The organism is Parafrankia sp. EAN1pec, assembly GCF_000018005.1.
Taxonomy (GTDB): domain Bacteria; phylum Actinomycetota; class Actinomycetes; order Frankiales; family Frankiaceae; genus Parafrankia; species Parafrankia soli.
The window spans coordinates 5,924,471-5,949,672 of the sequence record NC_009921.1 but is presented as its reverse complement, the minus strand read 5'-3'; the positions used below and the strand labels follow the sequence as shown (position 1 = coordinate 5,949,672).

General features: G+C 73.7%; 22 protein-coding genes. 8 read left to right on the top strand and 14 right to left on the bottom strand.

The window, feature by feature from the left end:
- The first annotated feature begins 4 nt into the window (after window positions 1-4).
- From FRANEAN1_RS24230 to FRANEAN1_RS24215, 4 genes are read left to right on the top strand one after another with little or no spacing between them, the layout of a single operon-like run.
- Window positions 5-883, top strand: coding sequence for an AfsR/SARP family transcriptional regulator (locus tag FRANEAN1_RS24230; RefSeq protein ID WP_020462436.1), 879 nt, complete (start codon window positions 5-7; stop codon window positions 881-883).
- Between the two features lie 2 nt (window positions 884-885).
- Window positions 886-1,140: a lasso peptide biosynthesis PqqD family chaperone gene (locus tag FRANEAN1_RS24225; RefSeq protein ID WP_020462435.1), complete on the top strand. Its 255-nt coding sequence runs from the start codon at window positions 886-888 to the stop codon at window positions 1,138-1,140.
- A complete protein-coding gene (locus FRANEAN1_RS24220) occupies window positions 1,137-1,595 on the top strand; it encodes a lasso peptide biosynthesis B2 protein (RefSeq protein WP_083788318.1) in 459 nt (152 codons plus the stop codon). The genes FRANEAN1_RS24225 and FRANEAN1_RS24220 overlap by 4 nt, the downstream gene beginning before the upstream one ends.
- Entirely contained in the window at window positions 1,592-3,493 is a 1,902-nt protein-coding gene (locus tag FRANEAN1_RS24215) for an ABC transporter ATP-binding protein (RefSeq protein WP_041254724.1), read from the top strand. Before FRANEAN1_RS24220 ends, FRANEAN1_RS24215 begins: the two co-directional genes overlap by 4 nt.
- A gap of 8 nt (window positions 3,494-3,501) precedes the next feature.
- Here the strand turns inward: FRANEAN1_RS24215 and FRANEAN1_RS24210 are convergent, their stop codons facing one another.
- Window positions 3,502-5,136 carry an ABC transporter ATP-binding protein/permease gene (locus FRANEAN1_RS24210; protein WP_347176739.1) on the bottom strand — a complete coding sequence of 545 codons (1,635 nt, stop codon included), beginning with the start codon at window positions 5,134-5,136 and terminating at the stop codon, window positions 3,502-3,504.
- Between the two features lie 378 nt (window positions 5,137-5,514).
- On the opposite strand from FRANEAN1_RS24210, the gene FRANEAN1_RS24205 reads away from it, so the two are divergent.
- Window positions 5,515-6,210, top strand: a complete 696-nt coding sequence (locus FRANEAN1_RS24205) for a DsbA family protein (protein ID WP_347176738.1) — start codon at window positions 5,515-5,517, stop codon at window positions 6,208-6,210.
- Here FRANEAN1_RS24205 and nhaA read toward each other — a convergent pair.
- The 11 genes from nhaA to FRANEAN1_RS24150 form a co-directional block, all read right to left on the bottom strand.
- The gene (gene nhaA / locus FRANEAN1_RS24200; protein WP_020462431.1) at window positions 6,154-7,551 is read right to left on the bottom strand and encodes a Na+/H+ antiporter NhaA; all 1,398 of its coding nucleotides are present in this window, start codon (window positions 7,549-7,551) and stop codon (window positions 6,154-6,156) included. The two genes, FRANEAN1_RS24205 and nhaA, sit on opposite strands and share 57 nt — an antisense overlap.
- Before the next feature lie 188 nt (window positions 7,552-7,739).
- Window positions 7,740-8,510, bottom strand: coding sequence for a class I SAM-dependent methyltransferase (locus FRANEAN1_RS24195; RefSeq protein WP_020462430.1), 771 nt, complete (start codon window positions 8,508-8,510; stop codon window positions 7,740-7,742).
- 363 nt (window positions 8,511-8,873) lie between these two features.
- Window positions 8,874-9,566, bottom strand: a complete 693-nt coding sequence (locus tag FRANEAN1_RS24190) for an NAD(P)H-dependent oxidoreductase (protein ID WP_020462429.1) — start codon at window positions 9,564-9,566, stop codon at window positions 8,874-8,876.
- 100 nt (window positions 9,567-9,666) lie between these two features.
- The gene (locus tag FRANEAN1_RS24185) at window positions 9,667-10,230 is read right to left on the bottom strand and encodes an FHA domain-containing protein (protein ID WP_020462428.1); all 564 of its coding nucleotides are present in this window, start codon (window positions 10,228-10,230) and stop codon (window positions 9,667-9,669) included.
- A gap of 62 nt (window positions 10,231-10,292) precedes the next feature.
- Complete coding sequence (locus FRANEAN1_RS24180) at window positions 10,293-11,588, bottom strand: VWA domain-containing protein (protein ID WP_020462427.1); 1,296 nt, start codon at window positions 11,586-11,588, stop codon at window positions 10,293-10,295.
- Window positions 11,588-12,694: a protein phosphatase 2C domain-containing protein gene (locus tag FRANEAN1_RS24175; RefSeq protein ID WP_020462426.1), complete on the bottom strand. Its 1,107-nt coding sequence runs from the start codon at window positions 12,692-12,694 to the stop codon at window positions 11,588-11,590. Before FRANEAN1_RS24175 ends, FRANEAN1_RS24180 begins: the two co-directional genes overlap by 1 nt.
- Entirely contained in the window at window positions 12,691-14,982 is a 2,292-nt protein-coding gene (locus tag FRANEAN1_RS24170; protein ID WP_020462425.1) for a serine/threonine-protein kinase, read from the bottom strand. The genes FRANEAN1_RS24175 and FRANEAN1_RS24170 overlap by 4 nt, the downstream gene beginning before the upstream one ends.
- Window positions 14,979-16,352: a hypothetical protein gene (locus FRANEAN1_RS24165; protein ID WP_020462424.1), complete on the bottom strand. Its 1,374-nt coding sequence runs from the start codon at window positions 16,350-16,352 to the stop codon at window positions 14,979-14,981. Before FRANEAN1_RS24165 ends, FRANEAN1_RS24170 begins: the two co-directional genes overlap by 4 nt.
- A 5-nt stretch (window positions 16,353-16,357) precedes the next feature.
- Window positions 16,358-17,302, bottom strand: coding sequence for a glutamate ABC transporter substrate-binding protein (locus FRANEAN1_RS24160; protein ID WP_347176737.1), 945 nt, complete (start codon window positions 17,300-17,302; stop codon window positions 16,358-16,360).
- Between the two features lie 345 nt (window positions 17,303-17,647).
- Window positions 17,648-17,878, bottom strand: a complete 231-nt coding sequence (locus FRANEAN1_RS24155; RefSeq protein ID WP_020462422.1) for a hypothetical protein — start codon at window positions 17,876-17,878, stop codon at window positions 17,648-17,650.
- Window positions 17,865-19,256 (bottom strand): hypothetical protein, encoded by a 1,392-nt coding sequence (locus tag FRANEAN1_RS24150; protein ID WP_020462421.1) that lies wholly within the window; start codon window positions 19,254-19,256, stop codon window positions 17,865-17,867. Before FRANEAN1_RS24150 ends, FRANEAN1_RS24155 begins: the two co-directional genes overlap by 14 nt.
- Window positions 19,257-19,429: 173 nt before the next feature.
- Between FRANEAN1_RS24150 and FRANEAN1_RS24145 the strand changes: the two genes are divergently transcribed.
- Complete coding sequence (locus tag FRANEAN1_RS24145; RefSeq protein WP_020462420.1) at window positions 19,430-20,455, top strand: sigma-70 family RNA polymerase sigma factor; 1,026 nt, start codon at window positions 19,430-19,432, stop codon at window positions 20,453-20,455.
- Window positions 20,456-20,465: 10 nt separating this feature from the next.
- Here the strand turns inward: FRANEAN1_RS24145 and FRANEAN1_RS24140 are convergent, their stop codons facing one another.
- Both FRANEAN1_RS24140 and FRANEAN1_RS24135 read right to left on the bottom strand, forming a co-directional pair.
- Entirely contained in the window at window positions 20,466-20,834 is a 369-nt protein-coding gene (locus FRANEAN1_RS24140; RefSeq protein ID WP_020462419.1) for an STAS domain-containing protein, read from the bottom strand.
- Window positions 20,835-20,976: 142 nt separating this feature from the next.
- Window positions 20,977-21,912, bottom strand: a complete 936-nt coding sequence (locus FRANEAN1_RS24135) for a sulfotransferase (RefSeq protein ID WP_020462418.1) — start codon at window positions 21,910-21,912, stop codon at window positions 20,977-20,979.
- A gap of 234 nt (window positions 21,913-22,146) precedes the next feature.
- Here FRANEAN1_RS24135 and FRANEAN1_RS24130 point away from each other — a divergent pair, with 234 nt between their 5' ends.
- Window positions 22,147-23,118 (top strand): hypothetical protein, encoded by a 972-nt coding sequence (locus tag FRANEAN1_RS24130; protein ID WP_020462417.1) that lies wholly within the window; start codon window positions 22,147-22,149, stop codon window positions 23,116-23,118.
- 28 nt (window positions 23,119-23,146) lie between these two features.
- Complete coding sequence (locus tag FRANEAN1_RS24125) at window positions 23,147-25,135, top strand: hypothetical protein (protein WP_020462416.1); 1,989 nt, start codon at window positions 23,147-23,149, stop codon at window positions 25,133-25,135.
- The last annotated feature ends 67 nt before the right edge of the window (window positions 25,136-25,202 follow it).

The following is a 25,202-nucleotide window of genomic DNA, read 5'->3' as shown; positions in this document are numbered from 1 at the left end:
CCTCATGGAACCGCGGCGTCACCTGCCCTTCCGGGTCCTCGGCCCGCTGGAGGTGAACGCGTCCGACGGCCATACCGTGCCGATCGGGCAGCCGAAGAAGCGGCGCCTGCTCTCGCTGCTGCTGTTCAGCCGCGGCCGCTGGACGAGCACCGAGCGGATCCGCTCGGTGCTGTGGGACGCCGACCCGCCGCCCTCGGCCCTCGGCAACATCAAGACCTACGTCTCCGACCTGCGCCAGATGCTCCCGCCGGGGGAGACGGCCGGACTCGGCCGCATCCAGAGCCGGCCGGGCGGCTACCGGCTCAACGCCGCCGCCACCGAGGTCGACGTCTGGATCTTCGAGGACGCGGCGCGCCGCGGCCAGGACGCCCGGTGGGCCGGCGACCGCGACCGGGCCGTCGATCTGTTCGGCGACGCGCTGGCCGTGTGGCGCGGCGAGCCGTACGACGAGCTTCCCGAGGAGGTCACCCGCGCCGAGTCGGCCCGCCTGCACGAACTGCGCGCGGTGGTGCACGAGGACCTCATCGACGCGCTGCTCGACCGCGGCCAGTACGACCGGGTCCTGCCGATGCTGCGGGCGCTGACCGTCCAGCACCCGCTGCGGGAGCGGCTGTGGGGCCAGTTCCTGGTGGCGGCATGCCGCTCCGGGCACCGCGCCGAGGCGCTCGCCGCCTACCGCACCGCCTACCACCTGCTGTCCCGGGAGCTGGGCGTGGAACCCAGCGGTGAGCTGCGCCGGATCCACGCCCAGGTGCTCGCCGGCGAGCTTGACGCGACCACAGCGCCGACCACAGCGCCGACCACAGCGCCGGCCGGGGCGAATGGATGGGGCGGCGGCCGCGCGCGCCCGCGCGCCGCCGGCGGACGAGAGGAACGGGTCTGACCGTGTCGACGCAGCTGCGCAAGCACGTGATCCGCACCGAGACCGAGTACGGCGCCGTCCTGCTCGACGAGCGGACCGGCTGTTACTGGACCCTGAACCCCACCGCCGACCTCGCCGTCGGCGTGCTGGCCGGCGGCGGGACGCTCGCGCAGGCCGCGAGCGCGGTGACCGCCGCCTTCGACGTCGACGCCGCGACCGCGCGGTCCGACGTCGAACGGCTGGTCGCGACGCTGCGCTCAGCCGGGCTGGCCCGGTGACCGGCCGGCCCCGGCGTGGCGGGGCCCAGCGAGGCGGGGCCTGGTGGCGGTGGCTGCGCCGGGACGCGCTCGCCCTGCTGGCCGTCACGCTCGCCCGCGTGCTGATCAGGCTGCCGCCGGGACGGCTGCGTCGGGTGATGGAGCTGCTGGCCGCCGGGACGCGGCCGGCCGGGTACCGGCAGACCCTGGCGGCGATGGAGGCGGTCACGGCGGTCAGCCGGACCTGCCGCGGCCAGTCCGGGTGCCTGCCGCGCGCGGTCGCCACCGCGCTGGTCTGCCGCGTCTCGGGGAGGTGGCCAACATGGCGGACAGGAGTACGGGCCGTGGGCTCGTTCGCGGCGCACGCCTGGGTGGAGGCCGACGGCCTGATGGTCGGCGAGTCCGTCCCGCCGGACACCTACCGGCCGATGATCACGGTCCGGTCGCGGCCGCGACCGGCCGCCCGGGCGAGGTGACCACGCCCCCGCGGCCGTGGCCGCCGACCGGCGGTCCGCCGACCGGGCCATTGGGGCCGTTGGGCGGCCCGCCGCCTGGGTTGTCCGGGCCGCCGGGCCGGACGCCGCCCGGTGCCGGTCCGCCGAGGCCCCGCCCGGGTTTCGGTGACCTGTGGCGGCTGCTGCGCGGGCACGGCCGGCGGATCACGTTCGCGACCACCCTCACCGCGTTCGGAACGGTGATCGGCCTGGCGCAGCCCCTGCTGGTGCGCGCGGTCATCGACGCGGCGCGGGCCGGCGGGGTGCCGCTCGTGTTGATCGTCGTGCTCGTCGCCGTCTTCCTCGTCGAGGCGGCCGTCGACACCTGGGGGCACTACCTGCTGGAATGCACCGGGCAGCGGGTCCTGCTGGGCCTGCGGCGCCGGCTGATCGGCCACCTGCTGCGGCTGCGGATCCGGGTGTTCGACGCCGAGCGCATCGGTGACCTGCTCTCCCGCTCGAACGCGGACACCACGGTGGTTCGCGACGCCGTGGCCTACAGCCTCACCACACTCGTCACCAGCGTGATCGGGGTGCTCGCCGCGATCGGGCTGATGATCTGGCTCAGCCCGGTGCTGTTCGGGCTGGTGCTGGTCGCGGTGGTCGCGGCCGGCGCGATCGTGCTGACGGCGCTGGCCCGGGTGCGGGCCGTCTCGGAGCAGGGGCAGGCGAGCGTCGGGCGGATGACCGCCGATCTGGAACGGGCGCTGACCGCGATCCGCACCGTGCGTGCCAGCAACGCCGAGGAGCGGGAGACCGAGCGCATCGGCGCGCACGCCGACGACGCCTACCGCGCCGGGCTACGCATGGCCCGGCTCAGCGCGGTGATCGCCCCCGCCACCCAGCTCGCGGTGCAGGGCTCCGTCCTGGTGGTCCTGCTCGCCGGCGGTGTCCTGGTCGCCCGCGGCACGACGTCCCTGGGTGACCTGGTCGCCTTCCTGCTGTACGCGACCTACCTGGTGATGCCGCTGTCGCAGCTCATCGAGTCCGCGCAGACCATCCAGCGCGGCCTGGGCGCGCTGACACGCGTGAACGTGGTGTTCACGATGCCGCCGGAGGAGGAGCCGGCACCGGCCGGGCCCGTGGCGCGGGTGAGGACCCTGGCGTCGGTGGGGGACGGGGCGTCGGTGGGGGACGGGGCGGCCGCGACGCCGGCGCTGGAGTTCCGCGGCGTCTGGTTCTCCTACGTCGAGCGGCCCGTCCTGCGGGGACTGTCGTTCACCGTGCCGGCGCGGGGCCAGGTCGCGCTGGTCGGGCCGTCCGGGGCCGGCAAGTCGACGGTGCTGGGCCTGATCGAGCGGTTCTACGAGCCGGACGCGGGGGAGATCCTCGTCCACGGCGTGCCGCTGGGCTGCTCCGAACGGGCCCAGACCCGGCGGCAGGTCAACCTCGTGGAGCAGGACGCCCCGGTGCTCAGCGGCTCGCTGCGCGACAACCTCGCCTACGCCTGCCCGGACGCCACCGACGCCGAGATCGCCGAGGTTGTCGACATCGCCCGGCTCACCGCGGTCGTCCGCCGCCTGCCCGCCGGCCTCGACACCGACGTCGGGGACCACGGGGTGCTGCTCTCCGGCGGGGAGCGCCAGCGCGTCGCCGTGGCCCGCGCGCTGCTGGCCCGGCCCACCCTGCTGCTGCTCGACGAGCCGACGTCCCAGATGGACGCGGTCAACGAGCACGCGCTGACCCGGGTGATGGCGGACATCGCCGCCCGCCGGGCGCTGCTGGTCATCGCGCACCGCATCTCGACGGTCCGGGCGTCGGATCTGATCGTCGTGCTCGACGAGGGCAGCGTGGTCGCCACCGGCCGGCACGAGGAGCTGCTGCGCACCTCACCGGACTACGCCCGCCTCGCCGCCGTCGGCCTGGACCGCACCGCCTGACGGGCGGTTCACGGGCCCTGCCGGCGCAGCGTCGCCGCGGCCAGGGCCAGGGCTACCAGCGTGCACGCGGCGATGACGAGGGCATCCCGGACGACCAGCGCCGGCACCCCGGGGGAGGCGCCGATCCGGGTCAGCGCGTCCACGACGTAGGTCATCGGGAGCAGGAAGCTAACCGTGGCGAGGACGGGATGCAGCTGGCTTTGCGCCACGAGGATGCCGCACAGCAGGAACTGGGGGAGCAGGACCGGCGGCAGGAACTGCACCGCCTGGAACTCGGAGTTCGCGAAGGCGCTGGTGAGCAGGCCGAGCGCGGTGCCGAACAGGGCGGCGAGCACGGCGAGCAGGCCGAGCACCGGCAGCGGCCCGGCGATGTGCAGGTCCAGCAGGACGACGGCCGTCGTGGTCGTGACGACGGCCTGCGCGACGGCGAGCAGCCCGAACGCGATGCCGTACCCGGCGAGCAGGTCGCCGCGGCCGATCGGCGTGGTCATCAGGCGCTCCAGCGTCCCGGACCGCCGTTCCCGCAGCATGGCGACCGAGGTTAGAAAAAACATCGTCATCAGCGGAAAGACGCCGAGCAGGCCCGTCCCGGCCCGGTCGAAGGCGGTGGGGCTGCTAGCGAAGATGGCCTGCAGCAGCACCAGCAGCGTGGGTGGGAGTACGAGGACGAGCAGGACGGTGCGCCGGTCGCGGCGCATCTGGCGGATCACCCGCAGCGCGGTGCTGCTGGTGCGCGCGAGGTTCAGCGGCTGGCGCGTGTTCCCGCCACAGGCCTCCGGCGTGCCGCGGGTTCGGGGTAGGTCGAGGGCCGAGGGCGCGTCGCTCGCCCGGGAAGCACCGACGGGCCGGGGGCTGTCCCGCGGGGGAGGCGCGTCGCCGCGTACCGGGGAGTCGGCGCAGGCCGGCGCGGACGGCTCCACCAGGCACAGGAACGCGTGGTCGAGGTCGCCGGTCCCGGTCAGGGCGAGCAGGTCGGCGGGCTTCTCGTCCGCGATCAGCCGGCCCTCGCGCAGCAGCAGGAGGCGGTCGCAGCGGGCCGCCTCGTCCATCACGTGTGAGCTGACGAGCAGGGTCAGGCCGCGGTCGGCCATCCGGTGGAACTCGTCCCACAGCTCGCGGCGCAGCACCGGGTCGAGGCCGACGGTCGGCTCGTCCAGGACGAGCAGCTCGTGCCCGCCGATGATCGCGGCGGCCAGCGACACCCGGGAGCGCTGGCCGCCGGAGAGCTGGCCGACCGGGGTGCGGCCCTCGGCCGCCAGGCCGACTCCGGCGGCGGCGCGCTCGGCCCGGCGGATGATCTCGGCTGGGCTGGGGACCCGGTCCGCGGAGAGCGCCGCGAAATAACGCAGGTTCTCGTCGACGGTGAGATCGTCGTAGACGGAGGCGGTCTGGGTGGCGTAGCCAACCCGCCGCCGGAGCTCGATCTCGCACGCGTCGAGGCCGAGTACCCGCAGCTCTCCGCTCACTCCGCGCTGGATGCCGACGACCGCCCGCAGCAGCGTGGTTTTTCCGCATCCGCTCGGGCCGATGACTCCGGTGACCGATCCGCGGGGGACCTCGAACGACAGGCCGTGCACGATTTCCTGCCCGCCGTGGCCAGCATGGCCGCCCCAGCTCGTCCCGCGTCGTATGCGGAGGTCCACCGCCCGGACCGCCAGATCGTCGTCGGCCTTTGGAACACGTCGTTCCGACGTTCTCGGCTCGGCCACGGGCGTCAGCCTAACGGCATCGCGAGGCCGCCGTCGCTCGCTACAATGACCGTATGGGTGAGGTTCGCGAGAATGCTGTAGTTAACAAGAACGCTGTAGTTAACGAGAATTCTGTGGTTGGCAAGAATGCTGTGGTTCGAGAGAATTCTGTGGTTAACGGGAATGCTGTGATTCGTGAAGGAGTGCTGGATTCGTGAAGGGTTGCCAACTGGAGAAGGCGTGGAAGTTCCTGAAGGAATGGTAGCCGAAGGAGATGCGGGGGTTCGTGTGGATGCGTCTGCTTGGGCGGGTGGTGCGTTTCGCGAGAATTCGGTGAATGGCACGGGGTTCGATGGGGATCCGGGTGCGACCGGTGTCTGCGACGTGCCGTCGGGGCCGGGTGTCGGCCCACGGGCCGACGCCCGCAAGGCGCACGGGCGAGCTGGGAAGCAGAGCCGGTGCGCCTCGACCGATCCCGGGCGCCACTCCCGGGGCGAGCCGGGCGCGCCGGTGGTGATCGTCGAGTACGGCGACTTCGAGTGCCCCTACTGCGCCCGCGCGGCCGCCATCCTGCACGAGCTGGTCGACTCCTCTGACGGCCAGGTCCGGCAGGTGTTCCGGCACTTCCCGGTCTTCGACATCCATCCCTACGCACTCACCGCCGCGCTGGCGGCCGAGGTCGCCGGGGCGCACGGCCGGTTCTGGGAGATGCACGACCTGCTGTTCGCGAACCAGGACAAGCTGGCCGACAAGTACCTCATGGCCTTCGCCCGGTCCCTGGGGATCGAGACCGACCTCGTCGTCGGCGACCCGGCCCAGCCCTACGGCGACGCCGTCGAGGCCGACTACGCCGGCGGCGCCGAGCTGCGGGTGCAGGGCACCCCGACGATCTTCATTGACGGGGTGCGGTACCGCGGCCGGCTCGAGCTCGGGCCGTTGCGGACGGCCGTCGCCCGCACGGGTTCCGGCCGGTCAGCGGATGACCGGGATGACGGCCGGCGTCGGCGAGTGCCATGGGCGCGGCGGTAGCGCCGGGATCGCCTCGTCGGAGCCCGGCGAGCACAACGACCAGCGTTCCCCGACATAGCGCAGCACGAACGTGCCCAGCACCGCGGCGGCGAAGGAGCCGACCAGAATCCCGATCTTGGCCTGCTCGGCGAGGGCCTCGTCGGTGAACGCCAGCTCGGTGACGAACAGCGAGATGGTGAACCCGATTCCGGCGAGGACGGCCGCGCCCACCAGGTGGCCGTAGCGGACACCGCCGGGCAGCGCGCCGAGCCCGGTGCGCATGGCGACCAGCGAGGTCGCCGTGATCCCGATCCCGTTGCCGACCAGGAGCGCGACCGCGACCCCGATCGTGACCGGGGAGGTGGACGCGTCCGCGAGGGTGTGGCTGTCGAGGTGCACGCCCGCGTTGGCCAGGCCGAAGATCGGCACGATCAGGTACGCGCTGAGCGGGTGCAGGGTGTACTGCAGCCGTTCGCTGGTGGAGACGGTGGACTTGGCCGCGGAGACAGCCAGTGCGGCCCGAGAGGCCGTGGAGTCCTCCCGCAGCGCCCGGACGTAGATCGGCACCTCGTCGATCTGCTCGCGGCGCGGCGGCGCGGACGGCAGGACCAGCCCGATGATCACACCGGCGAGCGTCCCGTGCACCCCCGACGAGTAGATCGCCACCCAGAGAACGAGCGCGGCCACCACGTACGGCGGCAGCCGCCAGACACCCATCCAGCGCATGACCCCGATCACGACCAGGACGGCGGCCGCGGCGCCGAGCCAGACCGCGTCCACCTGGTCGGTGTAGAAGATCGCCACGACGGAGATCGCGCCGATGTCGTCGACGATGGCCAGCGTCAGCAGGAACAGCCGCAACCGGTCGGGGCAGCGCGGCCCGAACAGGGCGAGAATGCCGACGACGAAGGCGGTGTCGGTCGACATCGGGATGCCCCAGCCGGCTGCGGCGGGCCCGGAGGAGTTGAACAGGAAGTAGATCAGCGCCGGCAGTGTGAGACCGCCGACCGCGGCGAGCGCGGGCACGGCGACCGTCCGGCGGTCACGCAGCTCCCCGGTGGTGAACTCGCGGTTGATCTCCAGCCCGACGACCGCGAAGAAGATCGCCATCGCGCCGTCGTTGACCCAGTGGTGCAGGGTCATCGACAGCGCCGCGTCCCCCACCCCGAGGGTGGCGGTGGTCTCCCAGAGGTCGTGGTAACTGTCCGCGACGGGGCTGTTCGCCCAGATCAGCGCCGCCGCCGCGGCGATGACGAGCAGGACGGCGCCACCCGCCTCCGTCGCGAGGAACTCGCGGACGGACGGCGCGACCTGGGGCAGCCGGACCCGTAGCTCCGGCCCCGGCCTGGTCGGAACGGTCATGCGGCCGGGATTTCCGGGCTCGGCATCTCAGCGCTCGGGATCTCTGGGCTCGGGCTCATCGTGTGCGTAGATCCTCCTTGAGAGGACATCGTGCGTGCCCCCGCACGTCATACTCGGGCCTGGCGCCGGCCGCGGCCGGGGCTCCCGGACCGGGTGACCTGTTCGTGGGCCGCCCCGGGACCCGGAGGTCAGACCCGGCGGACCTTCCAGATGCACTCCGAGGGCCACCGGCGCGCCCACGCCTCCTCGGCGCTGTCGCGGTGGGTGGCGTCCGTGCCGGTCTCGGGCCTCGGCTCGACGAGGTCCTCGACGACGAACCCGCTCTCGCGGAACAGCCTGATCCAGGCCCCGTACGGCAGGTTCGCGCTGACCAGGCCGTCGGTGTCGGAGATGAGGCGCAGGCCGAAGTAGTCACCGACGAGCCGGTCGCCGGCGGCCTCGGCGCCGTCCGGGATGCTGATCTCGTAGATCGGGCTCACGTGACCGAAGGCGAGCAGGCCGCCGGGGCGCAGGATCCGGGCCGCCTCGGGGATCGCCCGGTAGGGATCGGCGAACGAGAAGGCGCCGTGATCGGCGAAGACGATGTCGAACGACCCGGCCGCGAACGGCACCTCCTCCGCGCTGGCCTGCACGAGCGGGAAGTCGAGCCCGGTCTCGCGCTGGAGCCGGCGGCTGTGGTGCAGCTGGCGCTCGGAGAGGTCGAGCCCCACCGGATGCGCGCCGCGGCGGGCGAGCGCGGTCGACCACTGGCTCCCGCCGCAGCCCATCTCCAGCACGTCGAGTCCGACGACGTGGCCGAGGACATTCAGCCGCGACTCGGGGATGCCCCACACCCCCCAGGTGATGTCGCCGGTGAACGCCTGCCCGCGGATCTGGGGGGCGTTGAACCGCTGGTAGTCGTCGGAGATCTCGTTCCACCGGGTGCGATTGTTCCGCACGTGGGTGTCGTCGCCGATCATCCGTTCGTCCGCTCCTCGTTGAACGTCGCCGCCATTGAACGTCGTGGCCACCACGCGCCGTGGCGCGATGGTGGTCGGGCGCGGGGATGCCGTGGTGGGCGCCGGTGCCGGATTCCCGCGTCATAGCCCTGACATGGGCGTCTGCCGCGCACGCGGCAGACGCGGCATCCGCCGGGCCCCGTGACTGTACGAGACGCGACAGAAGGGGTACACGGGGGGTGCGGCGGGCGAACCGCGCAGATCGGCTCCCGGAGCCGGGCCGTGGGAGGGTGAATCACGACGACGGAACGGTTCGAGGTGGGACGGGAGATCGCCGCGTCGCCGGCGGGCGCGGTCACCGGATCCGGGGGCCCGGTCACCCGGTCAACGCTGGTACGGGTGGGTGCGCCGCTTGTCGCGCAGGGCGGACCCCCACCAGCAGAGCTGGTCCAGCAGCGCTGTCGCCGCGCCGTCCACCGGGCCGGGGTCGAGCGGCTCGCCGTCGGCACCGAACCGGCTCCAGGCATTGTGGAAGCTGACCGTGTCGCGGATCGTGACCGCGTGCAGCTCGGCGAAGACGACCCGCAACGCCTCGACGGCGCGTAGCCCGCCGGACATCCCGCCGTAGGAGACGAACGCGACGGGCTTGGCGTGCCACTGCCGGCCGAGTGCGTCGACGGCGGTCTTGAGCGGTCCGGGGAAGCTGTGGTTGTACTCCGGGGTGACGATCACGACCGCGTCGGCGGCGCCGATGCGGTCCGCGAAGGACTCCCAGGTCATCGGGTCGACATCGGCCGTGTCGACAACGGCGGTGTCGACAACGGCGGTGTCCACGCCGGCGATCCCGGCGATCCCGGCGAGGTCGACGACGTCCACGGTGACGTCGGGGCGCTGCCCGGCCCGGCGGGCGAACCACCCGGCCACGACCGGGCCGAACCGGGCGGCGCGGACGCTCGCGAGCACGACCGCGACCCGCAGCGGTGTGATGTCCGGCGTGTGCTCGGCGGCACTCGGTGGTGTGTCCGCGGGCCCGGCTTCAGCCGCCGCGCGCTGGTTGGAGATCGTCAGATCGCTCATGACGGCCAGACTAAAAGTTAAACCTGACTTCAGGTCAAGGTATAGGTGTGGGACGTGGCAGGGCCTGGACGGTCGGTGGAGTCCGGGGATGGACGGGCGTTCAGCGTGGTCTGACGGTCACCCGGGTCCAGGCACCGACGAAGACGTGGTCGCCCTCGCGTACGAGCGCCGAGTCGCCCACACCCACCCTGGCCAGGTGGGCCGCGTCCGGGCCGAGCCAGGTCCCGTTCGCCGAGCGGAGGTCGGTAACCGTGACGGTCCCGTCGGCGTGCCGTTCGAGCAGTGCGTGCGAGCGGGACACGCCGGGATCCCTGGGCGGCAGCGAGAGATCGAGTTCTGGTGCCTGGCCGCGGGAGCGGCTGCGCCGTCCGATGACTGCCCGTGGAGTCGCCATCCGGATGATCCGGCCGGCCCGGTCGGTGGGGAAGACCGCGCCGTCGTTCTCCCCGCGGTCGAAGTAGGCGCGGTCGGGAGCGATCTCGACCGCCCATGCGGCGCCTGCCGATCCGGTGCCCGCCGAACCGTTGGACGTCCACCCGTCGGTCGCCTCCGGAGCGGCGCGCGTCGCCGCGCGGCCCAGCGGGACCACGCCGACCGCCCGGGGTCCCGTCCCGGTGACGGCGTTGTGACCGCACGCGCGGCAGACGGGCTCGGTCACCGGCATGGGGAACCCGCACCCGGCGCACGGGGCGTCCGCGCTGACCTGGCCCGGGGGGTGCGGCGAGCTCACCGCCGGGCGGGCACGGTGACGGTCGAGCCCGCGTCCAGGTCCATCTCGTCGAGGGTGTCGACCTGGGGACGCAGCCGCACCGCTCCGGTGGCCGCATCGTCGATGTCGACGACCTTCGCCAGCCGTTCGAGGGTCGCGCCGTCGTCGGCGGCGGCCGCGATCCGCGCGGCCCTGCCGAGCAGGGTGACCGCGCTGACCTCGTCCCCGTCGCGGCGTGCCGCGAGCCCGTCCTGCACGGCGCGCGCCAGCTCCGTCTGGCCGGTGTAGTGCGCGACGACCTCGTCGATGCGGGTCGACAGCTCGTCATCCTCGGACCACGCGGCGAGCACCGCCGTCCGGGAGAGCTCGTCCCCGCCGGCGATCACGCTGACGCGGGCGGCGAGCCGTTCGTTCCCCACCGGCGCCGGGGGGACGTCGACGCACAGGTGGTACTCCCGTGTCCCGGTGGCCCAGGCGCCCGTCGGATGGTCGCGGGTGAGCGGATTGACCTCGACGGCCCGCGCGGTGAGGTCCTCGAGCTCGGGCGACACCTGGCGCAGGAACCGGATCGTCGCCCCCTTGGGCGTCCACACCCGCAGGCCGACCCGGTCGATCCCGCGGGCCTGTGCCCGCTCGATCAGCGAGCGGAAGTCCTCCGCCATCTCCGCCGGCTCGCGCAGCAGGGCGACGCCGCCCAGCAGGGTGGAGGCGACGCGGCGCAGCTCCGCCACCTTCCAGTCGGCACCGACGCCGCGGCAGTCGCACTGGAACCGACCCTCACACGCGGCCAGTGCGGCGGCGAAGACGGCCTCGCTCTCGCCGTTCTGGCCGTCGGTCAGCAGGATCGCGTGGTGGATGGCGTCCGGGCGGGTGGCCATCAGGTCGCGGGCGAGCAGCAGCCACCGGCCCATGGCGGTGCCGCCGTGGGGCTGCAGCCGTTTCACCGCGGCCTTCGCGGCCTCGCGGGTCCGCGGCGACGCCTCGACGAGCTCCTGGCGCGTCGGGTACACCATTTCGGCCTGCCCGGTGCCTGCCACCACGGCGAACGCGACACCGTCGTGCAGCGTGTCGATGGCGGCCTGGGCCGCCCGGCGGGCTTCGATGATTTTCGAGTGGGGGTAGTCCATCGACCCCGAGCAGTCCAGCAGGATGACCTCGGCGGCGCCCGCCGTGGTAGCGGTCCCGGCCGTCCCGGGGGCGCCGGGAGTACCAGGGCGGACGTCGTGCGCGGTGACGGTGATGACGGCGTGCACCTCGCCCGACCCCTCGGGCAGGTACTTGTTCTGGCTGACCTCGAGACTGAAGTCCACCATCAGGTTCTCCCTGGAATGTCGATGACGATCGCGGTCACGTTGTCGGAGCCGCCCCCGCGCAGCGCCACCTCGACCAGGTGCCGCGCGACGTCGATCGCCGGCGCGTCGGGCCCGAGCGCGTCGACGTGGCCGGCGAGCGTCTCCGCCGCGGAGGCGTAGTTCCACAGGCCGTCGCTGCACAGCACGACCCGTCCCGCGCTCGACAGCCCGACGGCGCGGATCCGGGGAATGGCGGAGGCGCTCCCGACTCCCAGCCAGCGCGTGATCGTATGGGCGTCGCGTCCGCGTTCGGCCAGCTCAGGGGCCAGCCGGCCGGCCCGCACGGCCTCGGCGGCGACGGTGTCGTCCTCGGTGAGCCGGCGTGCGCCGGAGCTGTCGACCAGGTACGCGCGGCTGTCGCCGAGCCATCCGACGACCAGCGTCGCGTCCACGACGACGGTGCCCACGAACGTGCACGCGGGGGAGAGGCCGAGCCCGGCCGCCCCCGCGACGGCCGCGTTCTGCGCCGCCCGCGCGGCGTCACGCAGGGCGGCCGCCATCTCGCCGGCCGTGTCCCGCTCCGCTTCGGGTGTCGCCGCCCCGCCTGCCCGCCCGCCACCGAGGTAGGCCTGCTGCGGTGCGAGGCCGGGGCCCGGCCCGCCCGCCGGCACCGGAACGGCCCGGGACCGCCAGGCCTCGACCCGGTCGGTCAGCAGAGCCGTCGCTGCCGCGGCCGCGGCAGCGGCAGCCGGACCGGAGCCCCGCGCACTCGACACCCCGTCGCAGACGACGCCGACCGCGCCGACGCTGCTGTCGGCGGCCAACGCCACGCCCATTCCGTCCTCGTTCGAGTGGTGGACGAGGCCGCGGTCGGACACACCGGCCGCGGCGCCGAGGTCGGTCTCGTACCGGTCGGCGCTGGCAACGAGTACGGCGTGCGTGGCGGCGGCGGTACGCGAAGCGGGGCCGGTCCCGGAGGCGGCCGTCGCGGTCAGGGCCGCGCCGCACCGCTCGCAGTACCGGTCCCCGGCGAGCGGCGTCGCGGCGCACCGCGGGCAGGCGGGCGGCGTCGTTACCGGGGTCTGCTCCTCGGGGCGGGGCAGCGGCCCTGCCGGGTGCCCGCTCACCGCCACGTCCTCGGGCGCACGGCGTTCGCGAGATCCACCAGGTCGTAGCGCTCCTGCGCGCTCCGCGCCAGGGTGGCAAGCTCCCGGTAGGCGCGCTCCAGCCCGAAGCGCAGGTCGTCCTCGCGTAGGCGGGTGCCGGCGACCTCGACGTCCGGGTCGGGTGGCGTGTCTCCCGCGAGGAGCAGGTCCAGCGCGCAGCGCAGCAGGTCCCGGGTGAGTGCCACCCGGCGCCGCCGGTCGACGTCCAGGCCAGCGAGGATGCCCGACGCGGCGACCAGGTCGGCGGGCCGCGGCACACCGGCCGCCGTCCTGGTCCCGCGGACGAGCGCGGTCCGGATCCGGGCCTCCTGATACGCCGCCGACGAGGGCGGAACCCGCTCGTAGGCGGCGACGGCACCGGCGCGGTCCTTCGCCGCGACCCGCACCCGGGCGAGGCCGAACGCGGCGCTGGTGAATCCGTCGTCCGTCCGCGAGACCAGGTCGAACAGCGTGGCGGCCCGGGCCTGGTCGCCGGCCGCCTCGGCCGTGACGGCCAGCGCCAGCTTGGGCGCGAGCTCCCCGGGCACCTGCGCGTACACCTCGGTGAACACCGCGGCCGCCGCGGCGGTGTCGCCGTCGCCGTCGCCGTCGCCGAGCGCGAGCAGCCCCCGGTACCAGCGGACCCGCCACTCGAACGGATCCTCGGCCTCGACCTCGTCGAGCACGGCCGCGGCGGCGGCGGTGTCCCCGGTCTCGAGGTGGGCGCGGGCCAGCCGGAGCCGGACCTCGACCGTCGCCGGGCTGATGGCCGCCAGCAGCGTGGCGAGCTGCGCGGGCGAACTGTCGGGCAGCGCCGCGAGGGTGCCCGCGGCCGGATCCTCCGGGTCGACGCGCAGCCGCGGCAGGCTCGCCCACCGCGGCCTGACGACCGACCCGTCGGCGTCCTCCCCGGTCAGGTGGACGTCCCCGGTGAACCGCCGGCTCGGCGCGGGCACGGGTGCGCCCCGTTCCGCGGCGAGGATCTCGCGCAGCACGCCGAGCAGCTCGTCGCGCATCTCGTCGGCGGAGACGAACCTGTCCTCGGGCAGCCAGGCCGTGGCCCGGCGCAGGAACAGGTCGAGCGACTCGTGGCGCGCCAGGACCTCGTGCGTCGACGCCGGCGGGAGACTGTGGACGTAGGTGGTCGTGTTCCCACGGAAGTTCAGGATCAGGGTGGCCAGCGTCCGCCCGACCGTGTACAGGTCGGAGGCGACGGTGGGCGTCTCGGTCTCGACCTCCGGGGCCGAGTAGCCGCGGGTCCGGTAGGACGCGCCGCTCTCGTCGTCGAGCCGGCGGACCGCCCCCAGGTCGATCAGCCGCAGGCTCTCGCGGCCGAGCATGACGTTGTCCGGCTTGAAGTCGCAGAACACCAGGCCGTTGCGGTGCAGGTAGGCGAACGCCGGCAGCACGGCCAGGATGTAGGCGATCGCCTGGGTGACCGGCAGTGGGTCGGGACGCCCCCCCTCCGCTCGGCGCTGCCGCAGGACCTCGCGCAGCGACGTCCCGCCGACGTACTCCATGACGATGTAGCCGGTACCCGCGTGCCTGACGAACGTGTGGATGCGCACGATCGCCGGGTCGTCCACCGCGGCGAGGAAGCGGCGCTCGGCGATCGCGGCGGCCTGGGCGTCCGGGTCACCCCTGTCGAGCAGGCCCTTGAGCACGACCCAGAAGTTGTCCGCGACCTCACGGTTGCGGGCGAGGTAGACCCAGCCCTGCCCGCCGTGCGCCAGCGCGCCCGCGATCTCGTAGGAGCCCACCCGGTCACCGGCGCGCAGCGCCGGGACGAACGAGAACTGGTGCCCGCACACGACACAGAAGCCCTCGACGGCAGCCGGCCGGCCGTCGCGGGCCCGCCCGACCTCGGCCCCGCAGGCCGAGCACACCCGCCGGTGCTCCGGAACACACGGGTCGGTGAGCAGCAGCGACTCCGGATCGGGGGTCGGCATGTCCGGGACGTCCACGAGCCCCTCCCCGAGCCGGCTCTGGGGACGACGGGCCCGGCCGGGGCGTCGACGCCGGCGCGGTGTCCCGCCCGCCGTCAAACTCCACGACGCGGACCCGCCAGCCGACCCGCTCCCGCCCGACCCGCCTGTGCCGGACCCGCTCGTGCCCGACCCGCCCGTGCCAGGCCCGGTCGGGTCGGGGTGGGGCGGTGGCCCCGGGTCAGGCTCGGGTGGCCGGTACGCCAGCCCGGTCACGTTGCAGTACCCGTCCTCGATGATTCCGTCGCAGTCGGGTTCCGGGCAGGCGATGCCGTCGACCGTCACCAGCGTTCCTCCGTCCACGCGGCATGGCCGCCCCCGTCACCAACCTGCTGCGCCGCCGACACCCCCGCCACCTCGCCCGGCGCGGATACTGAAGCCGCCACGGACGCTGCCACCGGTGGCGGTGGCGGTGGCGGGATGTTCAGCAGGGTGTCGCCGAACTCCGTGACCAGGGCTTGTGCCGCGTCCAGATCAACCGGGACGGTGCGCAGCGCGGTCGCGGCGCGTTCGTACAGCTCGCCGATATGAGGCGACTCGAGCTGGCCGAGCCGGCCGGCTTTCGCACGCAGCGCGCCCAGCAGGCCGCGCAGCTCGTCCCGGCGGTGCAGCGGCGCCGAGTTCGTCGTGACGGTCTCCTCCGCTGCGGCGAGGGTCTCCCGCGCGACCCGGTGCCAGGCGCCCAGGCCGTGGGCGACCAGCCTCCACTCACCCGCGGCACCGGCCGCCACCAGCCGGTCCAGCCATGGCCGCAGCCCGCTGCGCGGGCCGTCGAACCATCCGTCACCCAGCCGCACCAGGCCGGTCGGGTCGCCGGTGAGGCGTTCCACCACAGTGCGGGCGGCGTGGTCACCCTCCTGCGCGACCGACACGATCCGCTGCAGCATCGCCGCGGCCGCGGCGAGCTCCGCGTCCTGTCCGTCGAAGGTCCGGCGTAGGACGGCGACCAGCTCACCTACCTGGGCGGCCGCGGTGATGGCGGGCTCGAGGTCGTCCGGTGTGGTCTCCAGCGGGTTGGCCGTCACCGCCGCTGCCGCGGCGTCCATCGCCGCGCGCGCGGCGACCAGCTCCGGCAGGTCAGGTATCGCGAGCCGTGCGCAGACGGCGTCGGTCTCCGCGAGCCCACGCGCCGCGTCGACAAGAATCCGGTGATGCGCGGCCCGGGCCGCAGTGATGGCCGCCAACTCGGTACGGATCGCCGCGGCGACCTCCCGGGTGCCGGCCAGCAGGCCTCCGGCCGCGCCGCCCAGGAGGCCCCCGGCCGCGCCGGCAGCCAGCTGTCCGGGGGCAGTTCCCAACTCCCTGGGCGGCGGCGTGGGTAACTCCCCGGGCGGCGGCGCGGGCGGGTGTGACGGCGGCTCGCGTAGGAACGCGTCGACCCGCGTGGCCTGCCGGGCGCCGATCCGGGAATCCGGCAGGCCGCGCAAAGCCTCGGCCTGGGCCAGTACCTCGTTGACGGCGCGGTGGCGGTCCCACAGCCATCCCAGCCCGGCCCGGGCCACCGCGGCGCGGGCGGCTGTCCGCCCGCGCAGCCGCGTGACGTCGCCGAGCACCTGCTCCGCGGTCGCGTCGAGCTCGAGCAGGCTCGTCGAGAGCGCCGCCGTCTCCGACCGGAGAAGGGCCAGGGCGTCGTCCACGTCGCGTCGCGAGGCCATCCGGATCAGTCCCGGTAGACGGGGGCCGGCGGCGGCTGGCGGACCCCGTCCAGCCATCGTCGGTGGATCACCGTCCAGGTTCCGTCGCGTTCGGCCTGCTCCAGCACGCCGTTCACGAACCGGGTGAGGTCCGGCGCGTCCTTGGCGACGGCGATGCCCATGGCCACGTCGAAGGCGCCGACACCGACGATGCGGGTCTCCGGATCCTGCTCGACCATCCCGACCAGGACGGCCTCGTCGTTCACGATCGCCTCGACCGTTCCCGCCTGCATCGCGACCAGGCAGTCGGCCGGGCTGGCAAGCTGGATGGGGATCGGCCGCGACGGCGCGTCTACAACCTGCTGCAGCGAGGTGGTCCCGGCCGCCGCGCACACCCGCCGACCGCCGAGGTCCGCGAGGCCCTGGTAGGGCGCGTCCTCCAGCACCAGAACGGCTTTGGCCGTCAGGTAGTAGGGCGCGGAGAAGTCGACCTCGTCCGCCCGGTCGCAGGTGATGGTCAGCGTTGCGGCGACCAGGTCGAGGGTGCCGTCGCGGACGAGAGCGACCCGGTCGGCGCCGGTCACCGCCCGGAACCGGACATGGCCGTCCGCGCCGAACAGCGCCCGGCCCACCAGCAGGGCCAGGTCGACGTCGAACCCCTCGAACTCCCCGGTGTCCGGATTACGCGACCCGAACGGCGGCGTGTCGGGACGGACCCCCACCGTGAGGTAGCCGCGGTCGGCGATCTTGCGCAGGGTGGGGCCGTCAGGCTGGCCGGGTGGGGGGAGCGTGACCGGCGGGCGCAGGCTGGCGGTGCGGTCACCGCACCCCGGGGACGCGGTGGAGCGTGCCGGCAGCGGCGACTGCCGGGTGACAGCGGCCGGAAGGGGGTCGCCGGCCGCCGGCAGCGCGCTCGTCACGGTGCCGCAGGCCGCGGTGGTGCCGAGCAGCGGTACGGCGGCGAAGATCATTGCTCTGAACGTGGTTCTCAGTGTGATCCTCGATGTGATCCGCCGGCTTCGGTGGCCTGGCCCGCGTCCGACCCTCCGCATGATCGCTGATGCTAGATCGTCGGTACTCCTCCGATCGTGACTTGTCGTGTTCTCGTCACCCGATCTCATTTCCGGCACACAACGCCCCACCCACCCCCGAAACCCCACAACCCCAGCCACTCCCGCCTACCTCATCCACCCCCCGCCAGCCATCCCCGTCCCCTCCCCGCCGGGGTAGCCGGGCCCGAAAGGCGCGTGGCGCTCGGGAGAGTCCATGGACTCACTGGCCCGCCACGGTCGTGTCGGGGTGGCCTTTTCTGGGTGTCAGGTTTGCGAGACCCGGCCCGGGCCAGAACGGGGCAGGTGGGCGGGGTCAGTCGCGGTAGGTGGGGTGGGGGAGAGGCCGGGGAGCCAGGTCTGGGCGAGGCGGTTCCAGCTTCCGTCGGCGATCGCCTGGGCGAGGACGCCGTTGACGAAGCGGGTCAGATCCGGGTGGTTCAGGCTCACGCGGCGGGCGGTCACCGGTGTTGCCGAGGTGCCGTCAACGGTAGTCATTGATCCTCGACTGCACCCCGGCCAGCGTGAGGAGCATCGCCAGCCCGAGCGCCGTGCCGGTACCGGCGGCGACACCGTCGTAGGTGCCCGCGGCGGAGCTCAGCCCGGCGGCGAAACGCTCGCGGCTCGCGGTGAACGCCGTCTCGGCGTCGCCGTCGAAGCGGGTGAACGTCGAGGTTCCCTCGTCGAGGGCCACCCGTACGGCCTCCTGGAAGCCGCCGACGTCGCGGACCAGGTCCCGGACCCGGACGGCGGTGTCCTGGTAGCGCTCCCAGTCGGGTACGAGCACGTCCCGTCCCGGCGCGTCCGGGCCGTCCAGCGCCGCGGCGGTGGCGAGCCCTCCCGCGCCGGCGGGTCGGCCCGCCGGGTCGTAGCCGAGGCGCTCGGTCACCCGGCGCGCGTCGGCGTCGAGGTCGTCGCCGTTGCCGCGGGCGATCAGGGAGAGGCTCTCGTCGCCCCAGGCCCGTAGCGCCAGCACCCGCACCTGGGCGACGACCGTCATCGGCCGGAAGGCGTCGTTCCTGCTGTCGACCAGGCGGGCCCGGGAGACACCGAAAGCCAGCAGGGTGAGACCCGTCGCGATCACGACCAGTACCGTCGCGGCGACCAGGCGCAGATTGAACATCCGGTGCGTCCGCCGGAACAGGCGGATCTGCAGGGCGACCAGGGCCGCCAGCGCCGCCGCGCCGGCCACGCCGACGAGGACCGGCTGGTACCAGCGCGTCGCCTGGGCGTACCCGCGATCGATGTCCAGCGCGTCCTCGGCGGCCAGCCGGTCGACCGCTGGGAGGATCCTGGTCTGCATGAGTTCGGAGGCCTGACGAAGGTACGCGCCGCCGACGACATTCCCGATCCGGTTGTTCGCGCGCGCCCGTTCGATCAGGCCGGTGTACACCGGCAGCTGGGCCGCCAGGACGCTCAGCGGCTCGCGCGGCCCGCCGGCGAGCGCCAGGTCGACGATGCGCCCGCTCGCCGAGGCGATGCTCTCCTGGTAGGCCGTCCGCTGGGCCGGCGGCTCCACGCCGCCGGCCAGAAACGCGCGGGCCACGGTCGCGTCGGCCACCGAGAGCTCGGCGTGCAGCTGTTGCGCCGCCACGAACGACGCACCGGAGTCGCGGGCGAGGGCGTCCACGGCGTGCTGGCGGGAGAGGGTGGACAGCAGGCAGACGGACAACGTCACCATCAGGACACCTACGAGCCCGGCGGACAGCAGGCGCAGGAATCCGGGTGGAGTCCGGCTCCGTCGCCGGATCGTCCCCGCCGCCGCGGCGACGGAGGCCGCGGCGCCCGAAACCGTGGAGACAGCAGTCGCCGAGCCGGACACGGGAGCCGGGTTACCGGCGGCAGGTGCTGCGGACGGCGTTCCCACCGTGCTCATGTCTGATGATCTTAATTCTGCTGTGGCGCAGGGAAAGACCCGCGCACTGTCGGGTGCGCGTCATGGCTGCGGCGGTTTTGTCGGAGGTGCTGGCTAGCCTTGGTTCTGGGCGTCGGTGACCCGCGGCGGCCGATCGGGCGGTGAATCAGGAGGGCGAATCGAGGTGACCTCTGATGGGTGACGTTCCTCCCGGCGGCAGAACCGGCGGGGCTGCTCTGGCCGGGGCGGAGGCGGGTGTCGAGAATCTTCTCGAGCCGTACCGCCGCGAGCTGACCGGCTATTGCTACCGAATGCTCGGCTCGCCGTTCGAGGCGGAGGACGCCGTGCAGGACACGATGATCCGCGCCTGGCGCGGAATCGACCGGTTCGAAGGCCGGGCCGCGCTGCGGTCGTGGCTGTACCGCATCGCGACGAACGTGTGCCTGTCGATGCTCGGCGCCAGTCAGCGGCGGGCACGGCCGATGGACCTCGCCGGCCCGTCGGCGGCCGACTCCCCGCTGCCCGCGCCGCTGCCGGAGACGGCCTGGATCGTGCCCGCGCCGGACGGCCAGGTCTACTCCAGCGCCGCCGACGCGGCCGACCCCGCCGATCTCGCCGCCCGTCGCGAGACGATCAGGCTCGCGTTCGTCGTCGCGCTGCAGCACCTGCCGGCCCGCCAGCGGGCGGTGCTCATCCTGCGCGAGGTGTTCGGCTGGCCGGCCGCCGAGGTCGCCGACCTGCTGGAGACCTCCGTCGCCTCGGTCAACAGCGCCCTGCAGCGGGCGCGCGCCACGATCGCCGCGACGGAGATCTCCGACGCCGACCCGCTGCGCCCCGCCGACGCCGAGCAGCGGGAGCTGCTCGCCCGCTATGTCGACGCGTTCGAGCGGTACGACCTCGAGTCCCTCGCGGCGCTGCTGCACGAGGACGTCACGATGTCGATGCCGCCGCTGGGCCTGTGGCTGCGGGGCCACGCCGACGTCCGGGCATGGATGCTCGGTACGGGCCAGGGCTGCCGGGGCTCGCGGCTGCTGCCAACCGTGGCCAACGGCCACCCGGCCTTCGGGCAGTACCGGCCCAGCGCCACGGGTTCCGGGCACGACCCGTGGGGCCTGGTCGTCCTGGAGATCTCGGCCGGGCGGGTCGCCGGCATCAACACGTTCCTGGACGTCGAACGCCTCTTCCCGCTGTTCGGCCTGCCGGCCCGGTTGCCTGGCTAGTGCTGCCCGGTCAACGCCGGCCGGGCACGTCCTGTGCCTGCTGCGTCGAGGCCGGCGCGGCGGCGGGAGTGAGGCGTCCGACGAGCGGGGCGAGGCCGGTGAGAGCCAGCAGCTCCCAGACCCGTGGTGGTGCGTGCACCTGGACGAGCCGGTGGTGCCTTCGCGCGACGAGCACGAGCCTGGCGATCGCCTCGACGACGACGGCGTCCGGCCGGCCCACCGGGGTCGTGTCGAGGATGACGGCGGCTTCCGCGCCGGCGCGCAGGAGCTCGTCGAGCCGCGCGCACAGCTCGGGAACGGCCTCCCGCCGGAGCCCGGGAGGAAAGGGCAGCACAACCGTGGCAGCGGCGCCTGGCGGCGGCGATCCGTCATCGGGCATGATCGGCCTCCCGTCCGTGGGTGCGCGCACCGTGGCCCACCCACCGACGTGGCCCACCCACCGACACAGACCGATCGGTCACCCCGAACTCATCGCCCCCGCCACCGGCCGCGCCGCCGTCACCGGTCTCGGCCTGTCCGGATCAGTCGATGACGTCCGGCTCGAGGCCCACGGTGAGCCAGTCGGCGTAGGACTGGCCGGTGACCTGCTCGAGCAGCGCGATGTCCGCGGTGAAGTAGGGCAGGACGGCAGCGCGCTGTGCCGGTGTCATCGTCGGCCTTCCGCCCCGCTGCCGCTGCAGGGCCGTCAGCAGCGGCCCGCGTGGCACGGCGCGCACCGGGGCCGGGAAATGGTGCCCGATCCGCCCGCCGGTGCGAAGGACGGCGCGCAGCACCGCGTTCGCCGCCGTGTCGGCGACGAACGGCGTCACGTTCTGGGACGGGACGGCGTCGAGCAGCCCGGTCTGCACGCCCAGGAACTCGCACACCCGGTCGAGCGTCGGCACCGGCGAGTCCCGCAGGTCGCGGTAGCGCAGCACCAGCACCTGCTCCCGGGCAAACAGGCCGAACAGGTGCTCGAGCTGCCGGCCGTAGAGCCCCTGACTGACGTAGTGCCAGAAGTGCGCCCAGCCGGCGTCGCGGCGGTGCTCCTCCAGGGCGCATGCCCGCACGAAGTCACGTTCGGACTCCAGTCCGGCGGCCCACAGATGCGTCCAGTTCGAGTGGGCCCGGTCGACCGGGTTGCGCAGCAGGACGACGAGCCGGGCCTTCGGGATCAGTCGGCGGATGCGGTTCTGCGCGTCGAGGTCGTACAGGTAGAACGGCGTCGCCTCGCCGCGGAGGGCGCCGTCGGGCGCGGGGTCGAACAGTGCCTCGTAGTCCGCCCGGCGCCAGACGTGCTCCTGGTAGGTCTGCGCGTCCCCGGGGCCGCCGCGCGCGGGCGGCGGCCCCTCCGAGAGGAAGAACTTCGGTTCCTTGACCTGGGAGAGGAACAGCTCGGGGTGGCGGCTGAGCGCGGCGTGCAACGCCGTGGTGCCGGCCTTGGGAACCCCGATCACGAGGAAGTCGGGCAGGGACATCGACGACTGCTCCAGGGGCCGGCGCGGCTGATGTGGGATCGGAACAGACTAAGTGACATTCCCGATTGAAAAAAGTGAAAAGCATCGCGCCGGCCGCCTCCGCGGGCGTTCCGCTACGGGCCGGCGGTCTGCCCGACGCTACGGTCGAGGCCCTGGTCAGAACGGATCAACTGCGGCGAGTGACCGACCGTGTCGGCTGCCGGGTTTGTTCATCAGCTAAGTAGGATTCCGCCCGTGGTGACGTACGAGGTCGAGCGGACAGCCGTGAACGTGCCCCTGCCCACGCCGGACAACGCGGTGACGGTGGTGCCGCCCCCGGGCGAGGGCCCGGGCTTCTGGGCCGGGGCGCCGAGCGCCGTGCTCGTCGACGGCATGTTCTACCTCGCCTACCGGCTGCGCCGCCCGGTCGGGCACGGCCGCGGGTACGCGGTGGTGATCGCCCGTTCCGACGACGGCGAGCGGTTCACCCCGATCCACACGATTCACCGGGACGCCTTCCCCGCGGAGTCGCTGGAGCGGCCGGCCCTGGTGCCCACCCCGTGGGGGAGCTGGCGGCTCTACGTGAGCTGCGCGACGCCGGACAGCCCGCACTGGTGGGTCGACGTGCTCGAGGCGGACGCGCCGGACGCCTTCGACCCCGCCACCCGGCGCACCGTGCTCCCCGGCGACCGGTTGACCGCGGTCAAGGACCCGGTCGTCGTCTGGCATGACGGCCTGTGGCATCTGTGGGCCTCCTGCCATCCGCTGGACGACCCGGCGGCCACCGACCGCATGGACAGCCGGCACGCGACCAGCCCGGACGGGCTGACCTGGACGTGGCAGGGCATGGCGCTCGCGCCCCGGCCCGGTGAGTGGGACGCCCGCGGGGTCCGGATCTCGGCCGTCCTGCTCGGCGACGCCGGTGACGTCGGCAACGGCGACGGGGGCGGTCTCGACGGCGCGGGCGCCCGGCTGGACGCCGTCGCCTACTACGACGGCCGGGCCAGCGCGGCGGAGAACTGGTCGGAGCGCACCGGCATCGCCGTCGGTGGGTTCGACGGGTTCGCGGCGGTCGGCGACACTCCGATCGCGGTCTCACCGCACGGCGGCGCGCTGCGGTATGTCAGCGTGGTGCCGCTGCCCGATGGCGGCCACCGGCTTTACTACGAGCAGGCCCGTCCCGACGGTTCGCACGAGCTGCGCACCGACCTGCACCCCCCGCGCTGACCCGGCCCCGGCCCACCAGGGCAGCGGGGTGACGCCGTGGCGGGAGGGTCTGCGCGGCTGGCTGCTCGCCGGGACGGAGCAGGCCCGCCGCCATCCCGGTCCGCACGCGCAGCCCGAACCGCACCATCCCCGCCACCACTGGTGGCGGGTCATGTGCCTGACCGGCGTCGACTACTTCTCCACGCTGGGCTACCAGCCGGGCATCGCCATCCTCGCGGCCGGCGCGGTGAGCCCGATCGCCACAGCGGTGCTCGTCGCCGTGACCCTGTTCGGGGCGCTGCCGGTCTACCGGCGGGTCGCCGGCGAGAGCCCGCGTGGTGAGGGCTCGATCGCGATCCTGGAGAAGCAGCTCTCCTGGTGGAAGGGCAAGCTGCTGGTCCTGGTGCTCCTCGGCTTCGCCTGCACCGACTTCCTGATCACGATCACCCTCTCGGCCGCGGACGCCACCGCGCACATCCTGGAGAACCCGTACGCGCCGGACCTGCTCGCCGGCCATGAGGTCGCCGTCACGCTGGTGCTCCTGGCCCTGCTCGCGGCCGTGTTCCTGCGCGGGTTCACCGAGGCGGTGGGGATCGCCGTCGTCCTGGTCGTGGTGTACCTGGCGCTGAACGTGGTCGTCATCGTGGTGTCGCTGTACAAGGTCGCCACCCATCCCTCCCTGCTCGACGACTGGCACGCGCTGCTGGTGGCCGAGCATCCCGACGCGTTCGCGCTGGTGGGCGTGGCCCTGATCGTCTTCCCGAAGCTCGCGCTGGGACTCTCCGGCTTCGAGACCGGTGTAGCGGTGATGCCGCTGATCCGCGGCGGCCCCGATAGCCCCGACGACACCGCCGACACCGCCGACACCGCCGACACCGCCGACACCGACGACACCGACGCGAACCCCGCCGGCCGGATCCGCGGCGCGCGGCGGCTGCTCACCACGGCAGCGCTGATCATGGCCGTGCTGCTGCTCACCAGCAGCCTCGCGACAACGGTCCTCATCCCCGAGCGGCTCGCGGAGCCCGGCGGCCCGGCGAACGGGCGGGCGCTGGCGTACCTGGCGCACCAGGAGCTGGGTAACGCCTTCGGCACCGCGTATGACGTCAGCACGATCGCGATCCTGTGGTTCGCCGGCGCCTCGGCGCTGGCCGGCCTGCTCAACCTCGTGCCCCGCTACCTCCCCAGGTACGGGATGGCACCGCACTGGGCCCGGGCGGTGCGCCCGCTGGTCCTGGTCTTCACCGCCATCGGCTTCGCGGTCACGATCATCTTCCGGGCGAGCGTGGACAAGCAGGGCGGCGCCTACGCCACCGGGGTGCTCGTCCTGATCACCTCGGCGTCGGTCGCTGTCACGATCTCCGCCGCGCGCCGCGGGCGGCGGCGGGCGGCCTTCGGGTTCGGCGCCATCGCCGCCGTGTTCGTCTACACGACCGTCGCGAACGTCATCGAGCGGCCGGACGGGCTCATCATCGGTTCGATCTTCATCCTGTCAATCCTGGTGATCTCCTTCCTCTCCCGGGCCGTGCGGTCCTTCGAGTTGCGGGTCACCGGCGTGCGCCTCGACGAGACGGCCACCCGGTGGGTCACCGAGGCGGCCCGTTGCGGGGCGCTGCACCTGGTCGCCAACGAGTTCGACACCGGCGACGCCGCCGAGTACGCCGACAAGGCCAGCAAGGCACACGAGGTGCTGCACGTCCCGCGCGCGGCCCGCCTGCTGTTCCTCGAGGTGGTCGTCCCGGACTCGTCGGAGTTCGAGGGGCGGCTCGACGTCTGCGGACGGGAGCGGCACGGGTACCGGATCCTGCAGCTGACCAGCAACTCCGTCCCGAACGCGATCGCGGCCCTGCTCCTGCACCTGCGCGACCTCACCGGGACCAGGCCGAACGTGTACTTCGAGTGGTCCGAGGGCAACCCGCTGCAGAATCTGGCGCGCTTCGTGTTCTTCGGAGTCGGCGAGGTCGCCTCGACGACCCGGGAGATCCTCCGCGAGGCCGAGCCCGACCCACAGCGCCGCCCGTTCGTCCACGTGGCCTGAGCGGCTCCGGCGAGGGGGTGTGGCGCTCGCCCATGGCGCCGGCCCGAGGACGGTCGACCGCCGTAGC

Bases quoted from the DNA above. Each gene is read 5' to 3' on its own strand.
- FRANEAN1_RS24230 (WP_020462436.1), top strand. From the start codon at position 5: ATGGAACCGCGGCGTCACCTGCCCTTCCGGGTCCTCGGCCCGCTGGAG.
- nhaA (WP_020462431.1), bottom strand. From the start codon at position 7,551: ATGACCGTTCCGACCAGGCCGGGGCCGGAGCTACGGGTCCGGCTGCCC.
- FRANEAN1_RS24195 (WP_020462430.1), bottom strand. From the start codon at position 8,510: ATGATCGGCGACGACACCCACGTGCGGAACAATCGCACCCGGTGGAAC.
- FRANEAN1_RS24190 (WP_020462429.1), bottom strand. From the start codon at position 9,566: ATGAGCGATCTGACGATCTCCAACCAGCGCGCGGCGGCTGAAGCCGGG.
- FRANEAN1_RS24185 (WP_020462428.1), bottom strand. From the start codon at position 10,230: ATGCCGGTGACCGAGCCCGTCTGCCGCGCGTGCGGTCACAACGCCGTC.
- FRANEAN1_RS24180 (WP_020462427.1), bottom strand. From the start codon at position 11,588: ATGGTGGACTTCAGTCTCGAGGTCAGCCAGAACAAGTACCTGCCCGAG.
- FRANEAN1_RS24165 (WP_020462424.1), bottom strand. From the start codon at position 16,352: ATGGCCTCGCGACGCGACGTGGACGACGCCCTGGCCCTTCTCCGGTCG.
- FRANEAN1_RS24160 (WP_347176737.1), bottom strand. From the start codon at position 17,302: ATGATCTTCGCCGCCGTACCGCTGCTCGGCACCACCGCGGCCTGCGGC.
- FRANEAN1_RS24155 (WP_020462422.1), bottom strand. From the start codon at position 17,878: ATGACTACCGTTGACGGCACCTCGGCAACACCGGTGACCGCCCGCCGC.
- FRANEAN1_RS24150 (WP_020462421.1), bottom strand. From the start codon at position 19,256: ATGAGCACGGTGGGAACGCCGTCCGCAGCACCTGCCGCCGGTAACCCG.
- FRANEAN1_RS24145 (WP_020462420.1), top strand. From the start codon at position 19,430: ATGGGTGACGTTCCTCCCGGCGGCAGAACCGGCGGGGCTGCTCTGGCC.
- FRANEAN1_RS24140 (WP_020462419.1), bottom strand. From the start codon at position 20,834: ATGCCCGATGACGGATCGCCGCCGCCAGGCGCCGCTGCCACGGTTGTG.
- FRANEAN1_RS24135 (WP_020462418.1), bottom strand. From the start codon at position 21,912: ATGTCCCTGCCCGACTTCCTCGTGATCGGGGTTCCCAAGGCCGGCACC.